This window comes from Prevotella sp. P5-64, from assembly GCF_002251285.1.
Classification (GTDB): domain Bacteria; phylum Bacteroidota; class Bacteroidia; order Bacteroidales; family Bacteroidaceae; genus Prevotella.
The window spans coordinates 1-24859 of sequence record NZ_NPJK01000015.1 but is presented as its reverse complement, the minus strand read 5'-3'; the positions used below and the strand labels follow the sequence as shown (position 1 = coordinate 24859).

General features: G+C 53.9%; 19 protein-coding genes, 1 pseudogene and 1 riboswitch. Of the genes and pseudogenes, 13 read left to right on the top strand and 7 right to left on the bottom strand.

Going from position 1 to position 24859, the window contains the following annotated elements; all coding sequences use genetic code 11:
• From CIK87_RS03395 to CIK87_RS03375, 4 genes are all read left to right on the top strand, one after another.
• On the top strand, nucleotides 1-2931 hold the full coding sequence (locus CIK87_RS03395) for a pitrilysin family protein (protein ID WP_094385469.1): 2931 nt from the start codon (nucleotides 1-3) through the stop codon (nucleotides 2929-2931).
• A 74-nt stretch (nucleotides 2932-3005) separates the two neighbouring features.
• Nucleotides 3006-4526, top strand: a complete 1521-nt coding sequence (locus CIK87_RS03390; RefSeq protein WP_094385467.1) for a M1 family aminopeptidase — start codon at nucleotides 3006-3008, stop codon at nucleotides 4524-4526.
• A gap of 456 nt (nucleotides 4527-4982) precedes the next feature.
• On the top strand, nucleotides 4983-5375 hold the full coding sequence (locus CIK87_RS03380; RefSeq protein ID WP_094385463.1) for a CidA/LrgA family protein: 393 nt from the start codon (nucleotides 4983-4985) through the stop codon (nucleotides 5373-5375).
• Nucleotides 5368-6063 carry an LrgB family protein gene (locus CIK87_RS03375; RefSeq protein WP_022309995.1) on the top strand — a complete coding sequence of 232 codons (696 nt, stop codon included), beginning with the start codon at nucleotides 5368-5370 and terminating at the stop codon, nucleotides 6061-6063. The genes CIK87_RS03380 and CIK87_RS03375 overlap by 8 nt, the downstream gene beginning before the upstream one ends.
• Before the next feature lie 111 nt (nucleotides 6064-6174).
• On the opposite strand, the gene CIK87_RS03370 is transcribed toward CIK87_RS03375, so the two are convergent.
• Complete coding sequence (locus tag CIK87_RS03370) at nucleotides 6175-7827, bottom strand: leucine-rich repeat domain-containing protein (RefSeq protein WP_158216191.1); 1653 nt, start codon at nucleotides 7825-7827, stop codon at nucleotides 6175-6177.
• 316 nt (nucleotides 7828-8143) lie between these two features.
• Between CIK87_RS03370 and CIK87_RS03365 the strand changes: the two genes are divergently transcribed.
• The 9 genes from CIK87_RS03365 (at nucleotide 8144) to CIK87_RS14255 (ending at nucleotide 15772) form a co-directional block, all read left to right on the top strand.
• A complete protein-coding gene (locus CIK87_RS03365; protein ID WP_094385459.1) occupies nucleotides 8144-8413 on the top strand; it encodes a hypothetical protein in 270 nt (89 codons plus the stop codon).
• 133 nt (nucleotides 8414-8546) lie between these two features.
• Nucleotides 8547-10202 (top strand): fumarate hydratase, encoded by a 1656-nt coding sequence (locus tag CIK87_RS03360; protein ID WP_094385457.1) that lies wholly within the window; start codon nucleotides 8547-8549, stop codon nucleotides 10200-10202.
• Nucleotides 10203-10462: 260 nt separating this feature from the next.
• Entirely contained in the window at nucleotides 10463-10780 is a 318-nt protein-coding gene (locus CIK87_RS03355) for an RHS repeat-associated core domain-containing protein (RefSeq protein ID WP_254046500.1), read from the top strand.
• A 132-nt stretch (nucleotides 10781-10912) separates the two neighbouring features.
• Nucleotides 10913-11335, top strand: a complete 423-nt coding sequence (locus CIK87_RS03350) for a hypothetical protein (RefSeq protein WP_144008088.1) — start codon at nucleotides 10913-10915, stop codon at nucleotides 11333-11335.
• A gap of 112 nt (nucleotides 11336-11447) precedes the next feature.
• Entirely contained in the window at nucleotides 11448-12047 is a 600-nt protein-coding gene (locus tag CIK87_RS03345) for a hypothetical protein (RefSeq protein ID WP_094385451.1), read from the top strand.
• Between the two features lie 31 nt (nucleotides 12048-12078).
• Nucleotides 12079-12489, top strand: coding sequence for a hypothetical protein (locus tag CIK87_RS03340; RefSeq protein WP_094385449.1), 411 nt, complete (start codon nucleotides 12079-12081; stop codon nucleotides 12487-12489).
• A complete protein-coding gene (locus CIK87_RS03335; protein ID WP_144008087.1) occupies nucleotides 12470-12997 on the top strand; it encodes a hypothetical protein in 528 nt (175 codons plus the stop codon). The genes CIK87_RS03340 and CIK87_RS03335 overlap by 20 nt, the downstream gene beginning before the upstream one ends.
• A gap of 1193 nt (nucleotides 12998-14190) precedes the next feature.
• On the top strand, nucleotides 14191-15603 hold the full coding sequence (gene dnaA / locus CIK87_RS03330) for a chromosomal replication initiator protein DnaA (RefSeq protein ID WP_094385445.1): 1413 nt from the start codon (nucleotides 14191-14193) through the stop codon (nucleotides 15601-15603).
• 25 nt (nucleotides 15604-15628) lie between these two features.
• On the top strand, nucleotides 15629-15772 hold the full coding sequence (locus CIK87_RS14255) for a hypothetical protein (protein WP_158214756.1): 144 nt from the start codon (nucleotides 15629-15631) through the stop codon (nucleotides 15770-15772).
• A 195-nt stretch (nucleotides 15773-15967) separates the two neighbouring features.
• Here the strand turns inward: CIK87_RS14255 and CIK87_RS03325 are convergent, their stop codons facing one another.
• From CIK87_RS03325 to CIK87_RS14250, 6 genes and pseudogenes are all read right to left on the bottom strand, one after another.
• Nucleotides 15968-17986 (bottom strand): TonB-dependent receptor, encoded by a 2019-nt coding sequence (locus CIK87_RS03325; RefSeq protein ID WP_094385443.1) that lies wholly within the window; start codon nucleotides 17984-17986, stop codon nucleotides 15968-15970.
• Between the two features lie 252 nt (nucleotides 17987-18238).
• Entirely contained in the window at nucleotides 18239-20032 is a 1794-nt protein-coding gene (locus tag CIK87_RS03320) for an exo-alpha-sialidase (RefSeq protein WP_094385441.1), read from the bottom strand.
• An 80-nt stretch (nucleotides 20033-20112) separates the two neighbouring features.
• Nucleotides 20113-20709, bottom strand: a complete 597-nt coding sequence (gene pnuC / locus CIK87_RS03315) for a nicotinamide riboside transporter PnuC (RefSeq protein ID WP_094385439.1) — start codon at nucleotides 20707-20709, stop codon at nucleotides 20113-20115.
• 12 nt (nucleotides 20710-20721) lie between these two features.
• Nucleotides 20722-23079 (bottom strand): TonB-dependent receptor, encoded by a 2358-nt coding sequence (locus CIK87_RS03310; protein ID WP_094385485.1) that lies wholly within the window; start codon nucleotides 23077-23079, stop codon nucleotides 20722-20724.
• A gap of 23 nt (nucleotides 23080-23102) precedes the next feature.
• Nucleotides 23103-23201: riboswitch (TPP riboswitch) on the bottom strand.
• A gap of 466 nt (nucleotides 23202-23667) precedes the next feature.
• Nucleotides 23668-24570: an MlaD family protein gene (locus CIK87_RS03300; RefSeq protein WP_022309779.1), complete on the bottom strand. Its 903-nt coding sequence runs from the start codon at nucleotides 24568-24570 to the stop codon at nucleotides 23668-23670.
• 25 nt (nucleotides 24571-24595) lie between these two features.
• Nucleotides 24596-24859 (bottom strand): annotated as a pseudogene (locus CIK87_RS14250) (N-acetylmuramoyl-L-alanine amidase); the annotation flags it as partial.

Genomic DNA, 24859 nt, shown 5'->3' with positions numbered 1-24859 from the left:
ATGAACAGAACCTTTATGAGTATGCTGGGCCGCGGCCTGGCTTTAGGTTTGGTCCTGCTGGCCTCGGCACTGCAAGCCATCGCCAAGGACTACAAGTACCAGACCGTGAAGGGCGACCCCATGAAGAGTCGCATCTACACGCTTGACAATGGTCTGAAAGTGTATCTGAGTGTAAACAAGGAGAAGCCACGCATCCAGACCTACATCGCCGTGCGCACCGGCTCGCGCAACGACCCAGCCGAGACCACCGGTCTGGCTCACTATCTGGAGCACCTTATGTTTAAGGGAACCCAGCAGTTTGGCACCACCGACTACGCCAAGGAGAAGCCCTACCTCGACGAGATAGAGCAGCGCTACGAGAGCTACCGCAAGATGACCGACCCCGAGCAGCGACGCAAGGCCTATCACGAGATAGACTCGGTATCGCAGCTGGCAGCCCGCTACAACATCCCCAACGAGTACGACAAGCTCATGTCGTCTATCGGAGCCGAGGGCACCAATGCCTACACCAGCAACGACGTGACCTGCTATGTCGAGGACATTCCCTCCAACGAGGTGGTCAACTGGGCCAAAATCCAGAGCGACCGCTTCAAGCACATGGTGATACGCGGTTTCCACACCGAGCTCGAGGCTGTCTACGAGGAGTTCAACATAGGACTCGCGCAGGACAACCGCAAGATGTGGGGAGCACTCAACAAGCTGCTCTACCCCACCCATCCCTACGGCACGCAGACCACCATCGGCACACAGGAGCACCTGAAGAACCCCTCGATAGTCAACATCAAGAACTACTTCAGCCGCTACTACGCACCCAACAATGTGGCTATCTGCATGGCGGGCGACATGGACCCCGACAAGGTCATCGCCACCATCGACCAGTACTTCGGCGACTGGAAGCCCAATACCAACCTCAGCCGTCCGGAGTACGCGCCAGAGAAGCCCATCACCGCCCCACGCGACAGTAGCGTCGTTGGCCAGGAGGCCGAGATGGTGGCTATGGCATGGCGTATGCCCCAGGCCAACAGTGCCGCTGCCGACACGCTCGAGCTCATGGGCCGACTGCTCTACAATGGCAAGGCGGGTCTGATAGACCTCAACCTGGTACAGCCCATGAAGATCATGGGTGCCTATGCCGGCTACCAGGGTCTGCACGACTACGGCAGCTTCAACCTCATCGCCATCCCCGTAAAGGGACAGAAGCTCGAAGACACCCGAGCCCTGCTGCTCGACCAGATGGAACGACTGAAGAAGGGAGAGTTTGACGACAATCTGCTCGCATCGGTCATCAACAACTACAAGGTGCAGCAGTATCGCGCCCTGGAGAGCAACGACTCGCGCGCCGACATGTTTGTAAACGCCTTCATCAACGACCAGAAGTGGGAAGATGTGGTGACCAGCCTCTACCGCGTGTCGCGCATTACCAAAGACCAGATTGTGGCTTTTGCCAACCGCTACTTCTCGCCCGAGAGCGTAGTGACCGTCTACAAGCGTCAGGGTGTAGACTCTACGCAGAAGAAGATAGACAAGCCAGCCATCACCGCCATCCCCAGCAACAGAGAGTATCAGAGCCAGTTCCTCACCGACATCAAGAACGCTAAGGTGGAGCCCATCCAGCCCCAGTTTGTAGACTTCAAGCGCGACCTCACCTTCGCCAAGACCAAGAAGGGACTGCCCGTCATCTACAAGCACAACACCGAGAACGGACTCAGCACCATGGTAATGCGTTGGGAGTTTGGCTCATCGGCCGACAACCGCTACCCCATTGCCACAGACTACCTCAGCTACATCGGTACCAAGAGCAGGACGCTGGCCGACATCAACAAGGAGCTGTACCAGCTGGGATGCCAGACCCGCTTCAGCGTGGGTACATACAACCTGAGCCTCATCATCAGCGGTCTGGACGAGAACCTGCCCAAGGCGCTCGCCATAGCCGAGGACATGATGCACAACGCCAAGGCCGACAAGCAGGCCTATGACGACGTGGTAGGTCTCTATGTCAAAGACCGCGAAGACAGCAAGAAGAACCAGCGCGCCAACTTCAACGCCCTGCGCGCCCTGGCTCAGTATGGCGAGTACAACAGCCAGCTCAACCGGATGAGCATTGACCAGATGCGTGCCACCGACCCACAGACCCTGATCGACCTCATCAAGGCACTGCCCGGATACAAGCACGAGATACTCTACTATGGCCCACGCAGCGTCAAGGACCTTACAGCCATCATCGACAAGCAGCACGCCACTCCCAAGAAGATGGCTGAGCCGCTCAAGAACCGCGACTACATGGAGCAGACCACTCCACAGAACGAGGTGTGGATTGCGCCCTACGACGCCAAGAACATCTATCTCGTAATGTATCACAATGAGAACAAGTCGTGGAACCCCGACGAGGCAGCAGTAAGCTCCCTCTTCAACGAGTACTTCGGCGGAGGCATGAACACCGTAGTCTTCCAAGAGCTGCGCGAGGCACGCGGACTGGCATACAGCGCCAGCGCGTTCTACAACAACTCGCCAAAGCCCGGACATCCAGAGTATGGAATTACCTATATCATCTCGCAGAACGACAAGATGATGGACTGCATACGCACCTTCAACGAGATACTCGACACCATCCCGCAGAGCGACAAGGCGTTCAACCTGTCCAAGCAGGCGCTCACCAAGCAGTTGGCAAGCAACAGAGTCACCAAGTTTGGTGTCATCAACGCCTATCTCGAAGCCCGCTTCAAGGGTATCGATTACGACCTCAACGAGAAGATCTACCAGGCGCTGCCCGGCGTGACCCTCAAGGACGTGGTCGACTTTGAGCAGCGCACCATGGCCAAGAAGCCCTACCGCTACATCATCCTGGGCGACGAGAAGAACCTCGACATGAAAGCCCTCGAGAAGATTGGCCCCATCCACCGCGTGACCACCGAGCAGATATTCGGTTATTAATATCCACACGTTACCCTATAACTACCTCGGCAGAGCCCTGTGGCGCTGCCGAGGTTTCCTTTTCAACACCCGACATGAAAACCAGAACCATTGCCATCATCATCGCCTTGCTGCAGACCATCACCGCAGCATGCCAGAGCGAAAGCACCCTGTATGGGCATGCCATGAACTTCGCCCGACAAGGCTGCAAAGACAGCCTCTTCTACAGTCTCGACCGTATGGCCACACTCTACGGAGCACGGGATGCTGACCTCTTGCCCGAACTGCTGCTCGAGCCTCGGTTAAGGCCCTACCACAGCGACAGCCGATGGAGCCAGGTCAAAGACCGATTGCGCAAGGCAAGGATAGGAGCAGCGTCAGAGTCGCCGCGACCATGCCAGACCGACACTGCCACCAAGCTCGACAACACCCCCATCGTAAACAGCTACGACATAGACCTGACCATAGACGTTGCCGCCAAGCGCATCGATGTGCGGGCCGACATTGACATCGACTTCCGTGGCAACAGCCATGCCGACCTCTATCTATGGCGGCATACCCAGCTGTCACGAGTGGCTGTCAATGGACAAGCCGCCCGCTACGAGTTTGCCAGAGACATCAAGGCACCCTGGATAAGCCCATCGGGACGGCTGCGCATAGACGCCGGGACAGCGCGGGGAGCGGCGCGCATCACCACTGCCTATACCTGCCGGCTCGACAGCATACCCGAAGATGGTTTTGCCGCCTGCGACAGCAGTCTGGTCATGCTCACCTACTACATGGGGTGGTATCCGATAGACATCGACCACGAGACGTCGACCGCCAACATAGACATCCACATCACCCCAGGCTTCGAGCTTACCGGCTCGGGCATCATCAGCCGCAAGGCCGACTCCTGGCACATGGCGCAGCCTTGGGAGGGCTTCGACTACACCATCATCGCCTCGCCCGACCTCAAGCAGAAGACCGTCAGCCACAACAACCGTAAGATTGAGGTGGTATCGCTGGGCTTCCCCGACGCCGATGCCGACTCGGTGGCTGTTCGCAGTGCCGAGATAATGGACTACTATGCCCGTCTGTACCGCCTTGAGCCCAACGGGCGCCAGCTGCGTATATTCCTCTTTCCTGCAGGGGGCGGCGGTGCCTACAGCCGACGCAATTTCATCGTCTGCTGCTGTCAGCGCTACAACGAATGGCTGTACCAGCTGCTTGCCCATGAGATTGGGCACTTCTGGTGGTCATCGGCACCCACCGACCAGTGGGAAGACTGGCTCAACGAGAGCTTTGCCCAGTACAGTTCGCTGTGCGCCATAAAGCAGCACTTGGGGTCTGCCGTCTACGATGACTATATAGAGGCTTACCGCGAGTGGGCACGCACAGCCTGCCCAATACGGGGCCTGAACCGCCAGGCCAATGGTGCCTTTTACACGTTTTACCACAAGGGTGCCGTGCTGCTCTACGACCTGCAACAGCGCATTGGCGACAAGGCTTTCTTCGACCTCATGCACCATCTTGCTGCCAAGCGCATAGGCAGCCAGCGCGACTTCGAGGCAGAGACAAGCCGACGGCTGAGCCATGATGACTGCCTGTGGATAGAGCGCCGGCTGAACCAATAGCACCATCCATAGCGCAAGGGCGATGACGCCCGCCAGCATACTGACCCTACAAGACCACGAGAGCAGCCCCCACAGGCTGCTCTCTGTCGTTGGCGGCGCTCTGCCGGGCCCACTGGCTGAGCCACGGAGCCACATTGGCGGCTCGTGTCATACGATACGTGGGTCCGTGACTTATGTTACGAGGACACGTATCGTAAGACACGTGCGCCCGTAACATAAGATACGAACCGACAGAGGTCAACTGGAGGTCGGCAGACGCCTGCTGCACAACCCCTTGCGACGCCCCGACGCCTCGCAAGGGCATGATGGCGATGGCGGGGCGTAACGCGGGGGCTGCAAGGGGGCTATCCTAAAGTTTAGGGGCATGAGTACACGCCATGTCGGATATTTTATATACCTTTGCACCCGATTACAATTATAAGAGTGTTAATAGGATAACCCTTCATCGTGTAAATTATGGTCAGACAATGCTTCATCCTCTTCGGATGTATGGCTGCGGGCGAGCTGATAACGATGCTCACCGGAGTGAAACTGCCTTCAAGCATCATAGGTATGCTGCTGCTCACGCTGCTGCTGAAGGTAAAAGTGATAAAACTGGAATGGGTAAGAGGTCTTACCGACTTCCTGATAGCCAATCTGGGCTTCTTCTTCGTGCCGCCAGGCGTTGCGCTGATGCTGCACTTCGACCTGATTAGGGCAGAGCTCCTGCCCATCGTCGGCGCCACACTGGTAAGCACCGCCCTGGTGCTGCTGGTCACGGGCCACACCCACCAGGTGGTGGCAAAGGGCGAGAAGAAGATTACGAACAAAATCAAGGACAAGATGGAAGAAAGGAGCAAGCATGATTGACCAAATCCTGACCAACGAGTACTTCCTCCTGGCGCTCACCTTCGGCATCTACCAGGGTGCCAAGATGCTGCAGCGCCGCACGGGGTCCATCCTGCTCAACCCTATACTGATAGCGATAGGGCTGATGATAGCGTTTCTCACAGCTTGCGACATACCCTACGACACCTACCACAAAAGCGGACAGATGATAGAGTTCTGGCTGAAGCCTGCGGTGGTAGCTCTGGGAGTGCCGCTCTATCTGCAGCTGTCGCAGATCAAGAAGCAGATATTGCCGATACTGGCTTCACAGATGATGGGGTGCATCGTGGGCATCATCAGCGTGGTGGCGACAGCGCGCATGCTCGGCGCCTCGCGCGAGGTGGTGGCGTCGCTCGCCAGCAAGTCGGTGACCACGCCCATAGCGATGGAGGTAACGCAGACACTGGGCGGCATACCGTCGCTCACGGCAGCCATCGTCGTGATAACCGGACTCATAGGCGGCGTGGTGGGCTTCAAGCTCATGGCGGTGGGCCATATACACAACCCTATGGCCAAGGGCCTGTCGCTCGGAGCGGCATCGCATGCCGTGGGCACATCAGTGGCGATGGAGCGCGACGAGTTTGTGGGAGCCTACGCCAGCCTCGGACTCACGCTCAACGGCATACTGACCGCCCTGCTTACCCCCTCAGTCGTCGAGCTGATGAGCTGAGAGCGCCAGCAGCATGCGGTCTATAGGAACCTAACAATAAGAGCAGCCCCGATGGGCTGCTCTTGTCGTTAGGGCCATGACGGCCGATATATCTGTGTAGAGAGAGGGGCTCTACTCGTTGAATGTCACGCAGGCGGGCATCTTGGTCAGTGGTTTCTGGGCAAACGGACAGCCAATGAACATCATATAGACGTCGTCGGGTATGTCCTTGTACTGCACGCCGATGGCTGCCTTGCGCAGAGATTTGCAGTTCTTGAACGCCCACATGTCTAACGCCACGCGGCTGGGCAGCGAGACCGAAGTGAGTCTGTTGCAGTCCTCAAAAGCGCCACTCCGTATCTCCTTGAGGCTCTCGGTCAAGGGCAGAGAGGTCATGGCAGTGTTGCAGAATGCGTTTTCCTTGATGACAGCTACCGACTGGGGCAAGTCGACATGGGTAAGCGAGGTGCAGTCTCTAAAGGTTGCTTCCTCCAGCTCGGTGAGGTTTTGGGGCAGGGTCACGCTGGTGAGCGACTTGCAACCCCAGAACACCGTATTCTCCATTGTTTCCACGCGGTTGGGCAATACGGCTTCGGTGAGCCCGGTACAACCCGAGAAGACGCCACGTCCTATGGTCTTCACGCTGTTGGGCAGGACGATGCGCTTGAGTGCGGGATTTGCTCCGAAGGCGTGCGAGTCGATCTTGGTCACCGTCGGCGGTATATTGATTTCGGAGATGCGGGTCTCGTAGAACGCGTGGGTGCCAATGGACTTCAACCCTGGCGAGAGTGTCACCGACCGTATCTTCATGCCTTGGAAGGCGCTTGCGCCGATTTCCGTCACGCGGAAGACGCAACCTGCATAGCGCACAGTGGAAGGCACGATATAGTCCTTGCCTACCGACTCGTCATTGTCCAGCCTCTCGAGGGTTGCAGTGCGGTCACCGAAGTGCAGATTGAACCACATCTCGCCGATATGCATCTTGTTATCATACGCCGAGTTGCCCTCATACACACGCACTGTAACCTCCTTGGTCTTGCGGTCTATGCTTTTGAAATACTCTACGGTCTTTTCATCCAGCCCTGGGTACAAGGGCGCCAGGTCTGACTGCATGGCGTGCTTGAAGAATTCGTCCTCCAGCGGCTCTGCCGCTTCGTAGTAGCCGTCTTCGTTCTCGAGGTCGCTGAGCAGATATTCGACTGCTTTGTCGAGAGCATGATAACGGCCGGACATTTCATCGTTAATCTGCTCACGACGCACGAGCACCGGCTCGCACGATGGTTTGCCATCCTGGACCCAATTGTTTATCATCGCACACTCTTCGGCGAGGGTGGCATTGTCCATTTCATATGGGAAAGGGAGTGAAGTAAACCAGTCGGGCTGCTTGGGACACTGCATAGGTGGCTTGGGGGTATGCAAGGTCTTGCGTCCCTCCCACGTCGATGGTCCCAGACCTCGGTAGAGTTTGATGGTGATTTCCTTTTTAGCAGGTTTTACCTCGCGTCGCTGGCCAGTGGCGGCACGATTGGTCGCCTGGGTTCGAGAGCGTCGGCTGTCGCCACTCTGCGAGGCATGGCCGCCGGTCACACGGTTCTTGGCTCTGTTTACTACGCGTTCTGGATTTGAAGCAGCGTCGGTCACGTCTTTCACGGGATTAGGAACGGCATCTTTGATGATTTTCATTCCCTTCTTCTTTAGCTTGTTGAGAAAACCCTGGGCAGGCGCCTCTGTGACTCCGATGGTCAGGCATACAGCCGTCAGGAGTAATAGTCGTTTTGCATTCATATGACTGTAGGTATAGTTCTGTATAACGGCAAAAGTACTAATTAGCAGAGACACCTGCAAATAAATGTTGACTTTTTTCCCACCTCTGATGCATTTTTCGATAATCACGCGCCCACTCTGCCAATAAGAAATGAGTAACATGCGCTTCGATATTCTCTTTATACTCGCATAAGAAGATACAAAAAGTGATTGGCTTATTTCTTGTCGATATATAACACCTCTTCTTCATTGCTCTCTTCGATGAGCCACTACAAGCAGTTGTTTTTTACCGCCAACGGCGGACTTTTTGAACGGCTAACGGCCGCTTTTTTTTACCATGCCGGCTGTTGTCGCCATGCAGCGCATGGCGTTGGGGATGGTGGTGATGACAAGGAGGAAAATTCGTTTTCCGACTGGCGTCGCCACCATCACCAAAAAGGCGAAGCCGACAACAGCCGCCATGGCTTTTTGTGTTTATATCATCCTATATTATGTCCTGCTGCAGGTAACGCCTTCGGCTAAGCGCAACACACCTGACGGCCTAATGACCGTTTGGGGTAATGCGGCAGAGCATTTCTTCGACGATTATGCAAGAAATATCCGGTAAAGTGGCATTGTGTCAGAAATTATTGCTAACTTTGTCATGCCCAACAGGTATGACTCCCACAGCGACAGCGGTCATCTCTGCCGGGCGCTGACTTACAACGACAACGACAATAACACATTATAAACAAAACAACATGGCAACTCCAGATTTTAAGTATGCTCCCATGTTCCAGCTTGGCCCGGACACAACGGAGTATCGCCTGCTCAGCACTGAGGGTGTAAGCACCGGCGAATTTGAAGGCAAAGAAATACTGAAAGTAAGCAAGGAAGCGCTCACGCTGTTGGCTCAGCAGGCTTTCCACGACGTAGAGTTCACCCTCCGCCGTGAGCACAACGAGCAGGTGGCTGCCATCCTGCGCGACCCCGAGTCGTCGGAGAACGACAAGTATGTAGCGCTGCAGTTTCTGCGCAATGCCGAGACTGCTGTCAAGGGCATCCTGCCCTTCTGCCAGGATACCGGCACCGCCATCATCCACGGCGAGAAGGGTCAGCAGGTATGGACTGGCTTTGAGGACGAAGAGGCGCTGAGCCGCGGTGTCTACAACACCTTCACCGAGGACAATCTGCGCTACTCGCAGAACGCCCCGCTCAACATGTATGACGAGGTCAACACACGCTGCAACCTCCCTGCCCAGATAGACATCGAGGCTGTCGAGGGCGAGGAATACCGCTTCGTGATGGTGGCCAAGGGTGGTGGCTCGGCCAATAAGACCTACTTCTACCCCATGACCAAGGCTACCATACAGAACGAGGGCACTCTCCTGCCCTTCCTCGTAGAGAAGATGAAGAGTCTGGGCACAGCCGCATGTCCTCCCTACCACATCGCCTTTGTCATCGGCGGTACCTCGGCAGAGAAGAACCTGCTCACCGTCAAGCTCGCCAGCATCAAGTATTATGACGCGCTGCCTACCACAGGCGACGAGACCGGCCGCGCTTTCCGCGACATCGACCTCGAGCAGAAACTCCTCGACGAGGCCCACAAGATTGGACTCGGCGCACAGTTCGGCGGCAAGGCTCTGGCCCACGACATCCGCGTGATACGTCTGCCCCGCCACGGCGCAAGCTGCCCCATCGGTATGGGCGTAAGCTGCTCGGCAGACCGCAACATCAAGGCCAAGATCAACCGTGACGGTATCTGGCTCGAGAAGATGGACACCAACCCCTCTGACCTCATCCCCGAGGAATATCGCCGTCCCGGTGAAGGCGCCAAGGGCATTGAGATAGACCTGGACAAGGGCATCGATGCCGTGCGTGCCGAGCTCACCAAGTATCCCGTCTCTACCCGCGTCAACCTCAAGGGAACCATCATCGTAGCCCGCGACATCGCTCACGCCAAGCTCAAGGCGCGTCTCGACGCCGGCGAGGAGATGCCACAGTACTTCAAGGATCACCCCATACTCTATGCCGGACCCGCCAAGACACCGGCTGGCTATCCCTGTGGCTCAATGGGCCCCACCACAGCCAACCGTATGGACCCCTATGTAGATGAATTCCAGTCTCATGGAGCAAGTCTGGTGATGATAGCCAAGGGCAACCGCAGCCAGATGGTTACCGATGCGTGCGAGAAGCATGGCGGTTTCTACCTCGGCACCATCGGTGGCGTGGCAGCAGTACTCTCACAGAGCAGCATCAAGAGCATCGAGTGTGTAGAGTATCCCGAACTGGGTATGGAGGCCATCTGGAAGATTGTGGTCGAAGACTTCCCCGCTTTCATCCTCGTCGACGACAAGGGCAATGACTTCTTCAAGCAGCTCAAGCCCTGGACTCCCTGTAACTGCAAGAAAGACTAAGCCTCGGGCTGGTCAATGATATCAGAGGCAGGCACCGTCAAGCTACGGTGTCTGCCTCTTTTTGCTATATCCGTACACTAAGATGACCATATACTTGACCACATCGGGACGCGGCAGGCTTCAGCATATTATTTTCGCCCCGAGCCATCACTTTTCCCCCGATTTCCTTGGCACGTGTGTACATTATTATTATATTTGCAATGTAAACATCTTAACCCCTGACCATGCGCCGCCAGATTGTCATAATGCTGTTGGGGCTCATGACCACTCTGAGCCTCCCTGCTTTCGCCATTGCTGGAAGCAGAGAGAGCAGCCACGCCACCCAACCCTACAAATACATCGGCAAAGAGCTCGACCGCGCCCACGGCCATGACTGGTACGACCACGGTGCCCGCCACTACGACCCCATCACGGGGAGGTGGAACACCATGGACCCGATGTGCGAGAAGTACTACGGCATATCACCATACTATGCGGATATAGATATTAAAATATTAAATAAAAACTTGTTTAACGGCAAAATAAATTTGGCTTTATGGGCAAAACACTACAGAAATACCTTTTTGCAGGGACGATAATCATATTAGGGTCTTGTATAGTAATGGCGAAGGTATCACATATACAAAAAGAGAAGTGTAAACTGGGAGATAGTATTTCACTACTATCTGTCAAAACAGATGTAGGCTTGCGTAAAAATAATAGGTGACTATATGAATCGTTACAAAAAATATGATTCATATATTGTTGCCAAGTGGTTTAATACACCCTGCATGACAAGAAACATAGAAAAAGGGATATTGGTAGGCCCTGCTTATTATCCTCTGATATATGGTAGAAAGAAAGATACCATCATTATTAACCACAGAGTCGTTTATTTGATAGACTCACTTAATGGTGGAAAGAGAATGTACACAGATGAGCTATTAGACTACCTCGCCACACATTCTCGCGATACTCTCATTGATTCTATGCATGGAACTCCTATTGTGGGCGAAATTCCAAACTTTTTATATCGTGCTATTTATATAGGAAGGAGCAATGGGAAATTATTGGTTCTGACACGGCCAGACACCATATTTTTTTGTGACACGCATAAAGCTATAAAGTTTACACCGCCAGAAATCAAGAATTAACAGACTTGAAAGAAAACAAAAACTACAGTTCAAAATACCAAAACTTTGTAAAAAAGCAATATTATAATTATAAAGATCGTAAACAATGAGAGTTTTGTTATTATATTTATTTATGTTTGCATTTGTACCATGCCATGCACAAACTTATGAGCAGTATATGAGCAGCAGGTTGAAGGTGAGGGGACTCGACTCTGTAATAGTATATTGCACTTTCTTTTATGATTTCAGGTTCCCTTCTGTCAAAATCAAGATAACCCCTACAAAATATTGTATGAAGATAAGAGCCATATCGCCAGAATGTAGCGATGACGATGACGAATATACAATGCCATTCAAAGTGCGACCGATTATAGAAAAATATATCATACTATCTATAGATTCATTTTTTATCTCAAACACAGCAAGAAAATATGTACTTAAGAAAAAGAAAGAAGGTGGATTTTTTAGTGAATTACCTCCTATTTGGATAGATAGATACTATAAGAAGAAAGGAAGAGTTACTACTTCAATCGAATCCGAAGGTGTATATGCGAATCGTCCACTTCATATAGGAGACCATCTAATTAAATTAAGTGAGAATTTCAAGTTGCTCATAAGAACATTAAACCATCACATGATTAAAAATCTCCATGATGAAAAGATAGAAAACGAGTATTATGAATGGCTCAAGAATGAAAAAAGAGAAGGCCTTTCAACAAGTGTATATGAATAACAGACATTTAACATAAACGCCTATGTCAACTATGCGTACATACGACGACGGCAGCCACATAGACTACACCTACTCGGCCGACGGGTTGAAGCTGAGGGCCGACTACTACCTGAACCCTTACGCCCCGGCCGTGCCCGACGGTGAGTTCGGCATAGCCTGCGACAGCAGCCTGCTGGTGCACACATGGCGCGAGTACGCCGGCAACAGGGTCTATGAGGACGGCGTGCTCAGCCGTCTGCCCTTCGATGGGGGATATGTGTCCTTCAGGGACTCAGTCCCCACATGCCACTATTACATCAGGGACTACTTAGATAAGCAAGAAGAAAAAATAGTAACGCTTCCAGAAGTTATAGTTGTTGCTCCTGCCTGTCCAAGAGACAAAGGAGAGCTTCTCATCCCTACTTTTAACACAAATATTAATTATGATGATTACAAAAAATAAATTCTGGGCGAGTTTCATCTTATGCCATTATGCTATCTGCATCATCTGCACTTATTCATGCTCTGACAATCAAAAACGATTTCAAGAAGAAAATGCAGATTGTAAAACAGAAACGTTGAAAATAAAGAAAAATATTCCTCTTGAGGATTTCTCCGTATTTATAGAGAAATTTCATAAGGATAAAGAATTTCAAAAGAAACGCCTTCAAGCCAAAGTTGAAGGTATCAATGGTGACTTGTATATGGAATATTTGGCAAACGGAGATGAATATGCTGACTCGATGATACAGACCTTTGTTTGGGATGAAAAAACTGATTTCGATCTATATTTAAGTCTGGCGGACTCTTGTTGTTATTCCCAGAATTTTAAGAAACGATATACAACACTAAAAGACTCGACCATGGAAGAATATATATATATTCCATATACTGGTTGCTTCTTTAAGAGTTATTTTAAGCGTATTAATGGGGTATGGAATATGACAGAATTTAATTTTTCAAATTTATAGTACTCAAATAGCTCCCCCATTTTCTAAGTGAGGTCATTCATACTATCATAAGACACGTAAAAAGGAATACACTACTTATATTGGGATAAAAGACAATTTATGTTGGTGAAAAGATGTATATCGCTTCTTGCGTTGTTATTATGCCAACGTCCCTCCTGCAAACAAAAAAAATATGACTGAATAATGGATAAGTTAAAGGTTGTGTGTGAATTATAGCTTGCGATAGTAAGCCGGCACGCACCCGACAGTAACATACAGCAAATCCAACGTGGATGGCACGCACACAACGGTAACATACAGCAAATCCATCGTAGATGAAACGCCCACAACGTCAATAAACGGGAAATCCATCGATGCCGGCACGCACCCAATGATATTATATGAGTCCATCGTTGATGGTACGCACACAATGGAGGAATGGTGTTTGCCCGTGGTGTGTTGTGCGCATACAATGATGGGGTAGCCTATCGTAGATGGTACGCACCCTTGGCAACTCTGTAGGAGTTGCGATTACATAGCCCAGGGTTGCGGGCGAAAGCACGCTACCCTGGGTAAGATACCCCACTATTATTGCAACGCTGTAAGTGTTGCGATTAGCCGAAGGCGTTACCCACAGCAGGAATAGCGAGCTATTGCGAATTAAAAAAACAAAACAATGCGAGCAGTTATTAAAATATCACACCTAACGGCCTAATGACCGTTTTACGGTAGAGACTATGGCTCTCAGAGCGCCAAAGCATCAAAATCGCGCCAAAGTGATATTCATTATTTATATAGATTTCGTATAAATTAACAGCGGGTATGTTTCACGCCCCTTGGGCAGCCCCCGATGCGCTTGCCTTTATGGGCTTTGGGGCGCTGGAGGCACGATGTTTCACTACAGGAGCCAAGCTCACGGCGCCAGAGCGGAAAACGCGCTAAATATCAACCATTTACGCAACCACAATAGCCACCCCGGCAACAACCACCGTCATCTCAGCGAAAATAGCTGATAATCTGATGGTTGCAGAAATCACAAAAACAAGTAAGAAAAGATAAATTTGCATATCTCGTTTTTTTTTCCGAAATTTGCAGAACTGCAATTAGCAAGCGAGCATACAATGATAAATCATCTACTTGCCGTGAATCTAATAGCGTGATGATGAATAAAAGATAATTGCTAAACTTAGAGAGACTACAAGATTATTCCGCAGATGAAAGTGACTCCTGACGCCCGTTGGGAAGAGGTTCTTGCGCTGATAAGCGACAGTGTAACCCCCCAGCAATATGCTACGTGGTTCAAACCGTTGGTCTTCCTCCATTACAAGGAGGCAGAACGGACGGTTACTATCCAAGTGGCAAGTCGCTATGTCTGTGAGTATCTCGAAGGCAATTATGTAGAACTTTTCCGCCATGTGCTGCGCCAGGTCTTTGGTGAGCATACGCAGTTGCAATACTTTGTGGCAAAGTCGCAGGACAATGAGATAGGCGAACCGCCGATGATGCAGTCGGAGATGCAGGCTGCCCCAGCCCGCCAGCCCCAACGCCAGCGCATGGTGCAGCCTCAGCGCGGCGAAGCGCAGGGGCCTCAGCGACTCGACCCAAGGCTCAACCCGCGGCAGACGTTCGACAACTACATCGAGGGAGCCAGCAACAAGCTGCCCCGGTCGGTAGGACAGTCGATAGCCGAGCACCCCAACAACAGCAAGTTCAACCCCATGTTTATCTACGGTCCCCCGGGCTGTGGAAAGACCCACCTCATCAATGCCATCGGCGTACACGTGTGCAACAAATACCCCGAGAAGCGAGTGCTCTATGTGAGCGCGCGACTCTTTGAGGTACAGTACACCAATGCCGTGATGCGCAAGACCATCAACGACTTCATCCTCTTTTACCAGACCATCGATGTGCTCATCGTCGACGACGTACAGGAGTGGGAGGGCAAGCCTGGCACCCAGAACACCTTCTTCCACATCTTCAACCACCTCTTCATGAACGGACGACGCATCATCCTTGCCAGCGACCGCTCTCCGGTAGAACTCAAGGATATGAACGAGCGTCTGCTCTCCCGATTCTCGTGCGGCCTGATAGCCGAACTGGAGAAGCCCAATGAAGAGCTGTGCGTGGACATCCTCAAGTCGAAAATCAGACGTGATGCGCTGAGCATCCCCGATGACGTTATCACCTATATCGCCCAGACAGCCAACGGCAGCGTGCGCGACCTCGAAGGCGTCATCAACTCGCTGCTCGCCTACAGCGTGGTCTACTCGTGCCCCATCAACATGCGGCTCGTCGAGCGCATCATACAACGGGCTATCAAGACAGACAACAGTCCGCTCACCGTCGACGACATCCTCGAGAAGGTCTGCAACCACTTCGGAGTGACCCAGAGCGCCATCTACAGCAAGAGCCGCAAGCGCGACTACGTGGTGCCGAGACAGCTCACCATGTTCTTCACCGCCAAGTATACCAAGATGCCCGCCGCCCGTATAGGCAAGCTCATCGGAGGCCGCGACCACTCCACCGTCATCCACAGCTGCTCGCAGATAGAGAAGCGCATCAAGGTCGACAAGGCCTTCGAAGACGAGGTGATAAGCATCGAGAACTCGTTCAAGTTGAAGAAATAGCCCGCATCGCCCTCCCGTGGCGACGATGACCCACAACAGACATCTATTCACCCCATCCATATCGACGAAGAGGAAGCACCCGAGACAGCAGGTGCTTCCTCTTCTTGTTTCTACCACCCGCAGCACCACCGCCACCATCATCGCCACCACCCTGACCACCTCCACATAGCTGGAGGGTATCTTCACCGAGCGGGAGATGACCTTTACCGCTCCCGAGATGACCTACGCCGCAGCGGAGATGACCTACACCATAAAAATAATTATCCGCAACGCCGGGTTATGGGCATTGCGGATAAGGGTTAATACTATGATGATGATTACTGTCAGCTGCGGTTTTCCGCAGCCTGACTCTCTGCAGCCTGTGTTACAGATGGATGCTCGCACCAGCCATGAGCCACAGTCCGGGCTGACGCACGCCGCCGAGGTCATAGTAGCGGTGAGCGGTCAGATTGTCGGCCTTCAGGTAGAGCTCATAACGGGGCTGGCGCCACAGCAGTTTGGCATCGACCTTGGCATAAGGATGATAGCCGTTCATGCGGTGCTGCCAGCGCATATCCCAACGGGCAGAGAGGGCACGCCAGATGCGGTGAGAGAGCGAGGCTGTAAACTTGTCGCGCAGATATTCCAGCGCGTAGAGCGAGCGATAGATAGGCTCGTCAGTAGCATGGCGCTGGTGGATGCGGGCATAGCCGAGAGTGACTGCCGTGATAGGCGACGAGGCTACCCACTCCGTGGGATGGAGAGCCACCTCTACATTATAGCCCATATTGGTCAGACGGCCTATGTTCATCGCCTTGTACTTGGTGCTTTCGGCTGTGGCATACACCCAGTCTATCATGTCCTTGCCACGGCTGTAGAAGGCACTCGCGGTGGCCTCTACGCCCTGTGTACGGTAGCTCAAACCGGTCTTATAAGTATCGTTGCGCTCGGGTCTGAGCGTGCGGTCGCCCTGCTGCACACTGTTGGCGGTGTAGAGGTCGGTGTAGGTAGGCATACGAAGTGCCTTGTTCCATGATGCAAACAGTTTCCACGCGTCTGAAGGACGATAACTCAGGTCAATACCGGGATAGAAGCGCATACGGCTGTCAAGTCCGGTATTGCGGTTGGCCAACACGCCGGCAGAGAGGGTAAAACCACCCAGGATGACGTTGTGCTCGGCAAAGAAACTGGCATTGGTGCGGCTGCCCTTGTGGTCGTACTTGCGGTCGCTGCCATGGATGTTCTCCCAGTCGCGCTCTGCCATCAGTTCGCCATAAGCCGTACTCAGAATATGTTCGTGGCGCAGGTCGGCACCCACAGCCGTCTTGCCCAGGAGCCAACTCATGTGGGCGTTGACCGAAGCTCCCATCACGTCGAGGTTGTGATAGTTCTCTCCGGCCTGAGCCCCGGTCTTGCCGTGGATAAGCTGGTAGTGGTCGATGAACTTGTTGTAATACACCGTGGGCTTGATTTCCATGTCGCGATATACGTTCTTAATTGTCGCGCCCAACGATGTCACCAGATGAGTGGTCTTCTCCCATTGGTCATTGTACTTTGCCGAGTAGAAAGTGCTGGCTCCGTAGTCTTGCTGACTCACTCCGAGCTGGAAATCCAGGTCGGCATGGCGCGTACTCATACGGGCGTCGACAAAGACATGACCCTTGTCGAAGTCGCTGTTGGTCGTACCGCCGTCGGAGCGCATATAGCCCGCGCTGACATGCGTCTTGACCTTGCCGCCCAGCGTCACGCGGGCGTCGCCACCCACGGTGCCAAACGAACCGGCCTGGAGGTTCAGGTCGAGACCCTTGTCCTCGTTGCGGCGCGTCACGATGTTGATGGCACCGCTGAAGGCAGACGTACCAAACACACGTGCAGCGGCACCCTCGAGAACCTCGATGCGCTCAATGTCAGAAAGAGAAACAGGGAAATCGGTGGCGTTGTGACCCGTCTGTGGGTTGGAAATGTTGACGCCATTCAGGAGAATGGTAATCTGGTCAAACGTACCGCCGTTGATTGAGATGTCCGTCTGTACACCAAAGCCACCGCGCTGACGGACATCCACGCCCGTGGCTAATTTCAACACATCGTTGACAGTCTCTACCGCCGCACGATGAATATCGTCGGCCGTGATGACCTTCACGATCTTGGCCGACTGCAAAGCGGTCAGCGGAGCCCGAGAGCCGGTCACTACCACCTCGTCGAGCTTCATCTCCTTGCGGCTCAGCGTGTCAGCAGCTGCCTCCACATGTGTGGTCAGCGTTCCAGCCTTGGCGTGGCTGAGGGTAGGCACCGTCAGCACTCCCACCAGTACCACGCGGCCCAGACAAGCAAAGAGCGCATAGCCCTTGTTTGAGAACCGCTTGAAACGCAGGGATGATTGTGAATTAAATATACTTTGTTTCATATCGGGTGCAAAGGTAGTGAAAACCGAGAGATGAACAAAACAAATCTATTTGTTTTTATTGCCGAGGTGCATTCTACCTTCACGATGGCAGGAGTGAAAACGACGACAACAGAAACAAGGATCAGCAGTTTTCCGTCACTAATCATCACCGGAAAGCAGCCATCCGCCACCGTCCTTTCCACCAACAGAAAACCCAAGATGACGCCTCGCTGCGGGGCAGTCATCTTGGGTTGCGTGCTATCTGTTACGCGGTCAGTCTACGCGTACATTATCTATAATATACATAGCCGGAGCTATGCGCTCATCACAACCGGGCAGCGGCGGACACTTCTCCTGGTTGGGGGTGTTGCGGTTGGGCAGGTCGCGATACTCGCCGGTGCGCAGACTCAGTCGCTCGGGGTGCTGGGCACTGTGCATGGCCAGCAACTTATGACCCTGCACCTCTACCCCACCATCGACGATGCGGATATTGAGGCTGAGCCATTCGCCCTGCTTATAGCTGCCCACAGCCTCGCCATTGGCCACCACCTTGCCACCATGCAGACTAACGCAGACGATGCGCACACCGTGGCGGTCGGTCACATCGACCTCAAAGGGATCATCGTTCTCGGCAGCCACCTGCACATCGAGACTGATATCGGTCTTGGGCTTAGCCTCAAACACACGAATGGCGCGGGCATAGTCGTAGCGGTCTGAGTCGGTGAGACAGAGCTGATGACGGTCGTTGACATAGACATCAGCCCAGCGCGGACGGTAGATATTCCAGTCGGTCACGGTGCCGTGGGGCTGGATGTTGTCAAAGTTGTCATTGACCGGACCCGTCCACTTGGTACGGATAGGAGTGGGCACACGAGCCACCCACACATCCTCTTTGTTCACCGTGTAGGCGAGCCACATGTCGTTGCCCGGGGGAGTAGCCTCGCCCTCGGTGATGCCACGCACGTAGCAGGGACCGAAGTCCTTGTTCTCGCCCATAAAGCGTCTGGGCGGCACCTCGCCATGCACCACACACATCGAGTCGTAGGTGATGCCGTCGTCGCTGCTGATGGCGATGAGCGGATAGCGATAGGGCTGGGTCTCTATAGGGTTGTAGCAGATGGCATAACGCCCGTCGGGCGTGCGCTGCCCCCACTGCTTGCCGCCAGCCATGATGAGCGACGGGATGCGCACGGGAGTGCTCCAGGTCTTGCCGTCGTCGGGAGAGAGGGCGGCATACGACCATTTCCACAGCGCCACGGTATTGCCGTCCTTGCGGTGGTAGTAAGAGGTGGCCTGCACGCGGTTGATGGAGTCCTTGAGATTGTAGAACCCGTCGAGTCCGCGGTCTTCGTCTATCCACTGCAGCGTCTTGAGCTTGTCGCCGAGCAGCGCCTGGCAAGCCTCGCGGAAGCCCTTGTCCTTGCTCTTGGTGTAGAAGGGATAGGCGGTGTTGGTCTCATTCCACTGGGCGTGAGACGAGTAGCGGATGAAGTAGATGGGACCCATCGTGCCGTCGGCCTTGATTTCTCGCGCCACGCGCCCTATACCTCCCTCCTTGAAGGGGTTGTAGCTGTGACCGTAGAATGCCACCACGAGCAGCCGGCCGTTGGGAGCGGTGTAGAAACCCATGCGCTGGTGCATGATGTAACCATAGTAAGGCTTGGGGATGGTCACGCCCTGGGGAGCCTGATAAGGGGGAAAAGCCACAAAGGGCTTGCTCCAGTGGCGGCCGTCGTCAGAGGTGACGAGCAGGGTCTGGCCGGGCGGCTGCTGTTCGTCGACAGGGTTGGAGAGATACTCCAGATAGAACTTGCCGTGCCAGTAGGTGATGTTGGCTGCGTGGTTGTAAGTCCAGCCATAACCGTCGGCCTCGTCGGGATGGGTGCGGTTGGCACGCATCACCTGTACATTCTCAGCGCCGATGGCATAGGCCAGTCCGCCATCGTGCAGGCGGGGATTGCATATCTCTCCGCCGATATAGCTCACCGGCTCGCGCTCAGAGCCGGTCTGCGGCGATGCCGTTGTGGTCATGAGCGCAATCAAAGGGATAAAAAATTGTCTCATCATAATCGTTGGTTTGATTTGATGAGACAAATTTACTAAATTTATGTGAGTCTACGGCCTTGCCGCAGCTTCTTTTTCAATGTCTATGATGCACTTTTAGCCATCTCGCGCTTCCATCTGAAGTAGCCTGCCACGGCTATGACGACATAGAGACCGTAGAGGCTCGCCTTGAAGGGTATGTCCTTGTAGAAGTAGAGCCCACAGGTGACCACATCGACCGCTATCCAGATGAGCCATTGCTCCAGATACTTGCGCGCGAGGGCCCAGATGCCCACAATGCTCAACGCTGTGGTGAAGCTGTCGGCCACGGGCACGCGAGAGTCGGTGTGGTAGGCCAGCAGATAGTAGATGACACCCCAGATAGTGAGCGTGAGCAGAGTCCAGGGCAGGATGAGCCGGCGCTCGAAGTGGGTGATGGGCTTGTCGGACTTCTGCTTCGCCTCGCCGCGATGACCGCGCGTCCAGGTATAGAAACCGTAGCACGTCATGCAGATATAGTAGAACTCCATGCCGCAGTCGGCATAGAGTCCTTTTTCGTAGTAGAGCACCACGCCCAGTGCCTGCATCACAAAGCCCACGGGCCACAGCCATACCGAAGCCCGGTACTCGAACAGGATGTAGGCCAACCCCAGCAGGGTGGTCGTGATGTCAAGCCAATGGTCGATGATGAATGTCTCCATCGCTGTCGTCGGTTAGAAGCGCAGTGTCACCGTACCCATCATCGTGAAGCCTGCCATAGGCATATAGCCCAGCTGGGTGTAGGGCTTGTCGGTGGTGTACATGCCATAGCCGATGGCGTTGTACACCCAACCGCCGGCAGCGTAGTGGCGGTTGAAGATGTTGTAGAGGGTCAGACCCAGAACGGCTTCCTTCACACCTGCCACCTTCTTGAAGGTGTAGTTCATGTTGACATTGGTCTGCGAGTAGCAGGGGAGCGAACGCAGAGCGGTGGCGGTATTGTCGAGATACTGACGGCTTACGAAGTTGGTGTGCCATACAGCCTCGAAGGCCTTGTGGTGAACGTTGATGAAACCGTTAAGGATGGTAGATGGCGAGAATGCCAATGTCGATTTGTCATAATGCACCTTACCTGGATTGGTCTCGTCATCCCAGTTCTCGTAGTACTGGTCAAAGTTCTTCAGACGGTTGGCAGAGAAGGCGGCGTTACCAGCCACGGTGAGCCATGACAGAGGGCTGTAGTCGGCGGTGAGCTCGACACCCATGCGGTAGCTCTTGTCGATGTTGGTGGTGAGGTTTTCACCGATATCGCTCTGGGCACCGGTCTGCACAAACTGGTCTTTGTAGTCCATATAGTAGAAGTTCACGCCGGCGTTCCAGTCGTTGGCAGAGTAGCTGTAACCCAACTCGAAGTCGAGCAGATGCTCGGCATCGGGAGAGCCGTAGCTGCCGTTGTCGGTGAAGTTGTTGCGCTCGGGCTCACGGCTGGCATAGGCTACAGAGAAGTAAGCCTTGTGACCGTCCTGATGGAAGGTGATACCGGCCTTGGGGTTCACGAAGTTGTACTGCTCGTCGATGTTGAGCATCTGGTTCTTGTAGGTGCCGTCAGCCTGCTCGTAGAACTTGTCGTTCTTGCCATCGGTCTTGTAGCCTACGTGGCGGTACTGCACATCGCCAAAGATATCCCAAGCCTCATTGAGGTGCAGCGTAGCCTTGACGAAGGCTGAATAGTCGTTCTTGCGTGCATCCGAGTCGTAATACTGGTAGTCGCCGTTGGCACGGAACTGGGCGTTGGCACCCTCGTTGGCAATATAGGTGAGGTAGCCGAAGTGGCCGCCACGGAACTGCTGCAGGTTGACACCGCCGAGCACATCCCAGCTGTCGTCCTTGTAGTTGGCGTTGTACACCAGGCCATAGGTGTGCTGGGTAAGGCCCTTCTTGCGGATAAAGTCAGAGCGCTTCACAAAGTTGCCCTCGTTGTCATAGTAGGTGAGACCAAACTTCTTGAACTTGTTGTTGGGACGGAACTCGGCATAGTAGCCATAACCATAGGTATAGTGCAGGGCTACGTTGTGGCTCCAGTGGGCTGAAGGCTGGAAGGCTGCCGACAGGATGTTGTGGTTCTGATAGAAGTTGTCGGTGGTCTTGTCCCAGTACTTGCCGTTGTTGAGCTTGTAGCGGTAGGTCTGGTAGTTGCCGTTGGCATCCTTGGGGAAAGTATAGTTATCGTCGTCGAAGACCAGCCCCTCGTAGAGCGAGTTGTAACGGCCCAAGCCCTTCTTGTAGAGGTCTTTGTAGGTATACATGCCGTCGGCTATGAGAGTGGCGTCGTCGTTACCGCCGGTAATACCGCTCCAGGCCTGGCCGGTCTTCTCAAAGTTGCCCACATTCTTGTAGCTGAGGGTAAACTTGTCGCCATAGTAGGTCACGGCACCCAGATAAGAACCCTGCCTTCCGGCTGTGCCATGCAGGAATCCGTCGGTGCTGCTCTCATGATAGGCGCCGTTGAAGACCACGTGGTCCCAGAGCAGGCCCGAAGAGAAGTTGAAGCCTACATTGTAGCTGTTGTAGGTACCGAAACCGCCGTTGACCTCGAGCTGGGGCTTCAGACTGGGAGCGGCAGTGGCGAGCGAGATAGTACCACCGAAGGCACCGTCGCCATTGGTAGAGGTACCGATACCGCGCTGGATCTGGGCCGAGCCCATGAGAGCGGCATAAGAGTTCATGTTGGCCCAGAAGACACACTGGTCCTCGGGAGAGTTGAGGGCTACACCGTCGAGAGTCACGTTGATACGGCTGTCGGCAGCGCCACGGATGCGGATGTGGCTGGTACCGATGCCAGTACCGTTCTCACTCCAAGCCACTACGCCGGGAGTGTTGGCGAAGAGGAAGGGCAGCTCTCTGCCGGTCTTGCCAAAGCTCTGGAGCTCTGACTTCTTGAAGTTAGCTACTGCGAAGGGTGCGTTCTGCTGAGCGCGCACACCTTTGACTACCACCTCCTGCAGATTGATCATCTTCAGAGAGTCGGCAGTCTGCGCAATGGCGCCGGCTGTGCACAAGCATACGGCCACCATGCAAACAATCTTTTTCATTTTCATTCTGTTTTATAAAAACACATCAAGGGGACGTCTTCCCTGCGTCGGCATTACCCGTTTCAGGTTCAGTGGGTATAATCTCAGCCTGGGCAAGAGCCCAAGCACCCCTTAGAATACGCCTTGTATTCCGAGTGCAAAGTTAGTAAAAGACGCAGACGTGGCAAAATATTTTCATAGAAATCACTCCCTCAAGGGCTTTAATCAGGGATAGAAGCACGATGACAGCCCCGACAAAGTCCATAGAAATCACGACGTAAGAGCTGCATAGCCCCACCACTACCCTACTCTCCGCAGAACCGTCGGCAGCCTCATCAAGCCTCGCCGCCATCATCTCTGCGATAAAATCAAGGCGTGAAAGGAGTAATGCGTGGTTTGCAACCGACAGTTCGTGGCGTGCAACCACCAATTCAAACCACGCATCCTACTTTATCTCCCCTTGCAGCATCTTGTGCGTCATCGCCAGAACAGCCCGCGCCATCGAGGCATAGAAAAAGGCAATTGGCAGACCTCATGCAGCGGTCTGCCAATTGCCTATATATAATAAGGTGTCGTCTGTGGTGGCTGTGCCCGAGGCGCAGCGGGGCTCTACTTGTCCTTCTTGCCGAAGAGCGAGAAGTGGACGTAGCGCTTGGGATGCTCGCGCAGATTGTTGAGCAGCGTGTCGGCGCTCACGAGCGTCTTGTTGAGGTTCAGATAGAGCTGGCGGTCGTTGAGCAGCAGTCCGAGGGTGCCCTCGTTGCTGTTGAGCTTGGCGGTAAACTGCTCCATATTGGCTACGGTCTGGTCGACCTTGGCCATGGTGCCAGCCACATCCACTGCAGCCAGATTGCCGGTGAGTCGCTCGGTATTGTCGAGCACTCCGTTGGCCTTGGCCATCATGCCGGGCACGTTGCGGTTAAGGGTACCCAGCAGGGTGTTGAGCTCGCGGGTCGAGGTGTTGAGGTTGGCGGTGATGCCTTCGACATTGTGCAGCGAGTTGGCCACTGCGGGGTCGGCGAGCAGCGTATTGAGACTCGCCATGATAGAGTCGAGCTTGGGCAACATCTGTCCGATGGTGGGGGCAAGCTCTGCCACGGTGTCCATCAGGCCTCCGTTGACTCTGCCGGTGATGGTGTCGCCGGGCTGAACGGTGGCGGTCGCGTCGTGACCGAGCAGGAGGTTGACCTTGAGGTTGCCCATCATGTCGCTCTCTATCTCGGCGGTGGTGCCGGCAGGGATGACGAGCTGGCGGTCGGTGCCGAAGCCCACGATGACGCTGCCGCCATGGGCATAGTCGAAATCGATGGTCTTGACTGTACCCACCTTGTAGCCGTTGACAAAGATGGGATTGGAGGCAGTAAGTCCGCTGATGTTGTCAAACTTGGCAAAGTATACGTTGTCGTTGGAGAAGAGGCTCTTGCCCTTCAGAAAATTCATGCCGAAAAAGAGCAGAACGATGCTCACGATGGCTGCTAATGCTATCCTTACTTCTTTGGTGAAAAAACTCATTGCCGTTGTTGTATTAATTAGGATTTTACTTGTTACTCTTAAATTCGCGGATGGCCTGACCCACATTCATCTTCTGTCCGCCCTTGAAAGCCACGATAAAGGCTTCGGGGAAGCGGTCGAGGATGGACTTGCGCAGACGGGAAATCTCGTTGTAGTCGGTCGAGGCGCCATAGGTGTACTTGTACCATTCTCCCTCCTGATAGCAGTCCACTGGGGCAAGGCCCTTGAAGTGCTTGTCACCCGCCTTGACAAAGGCTGAGCTGGAGAGTATCTGCACCTTGAAGACGGG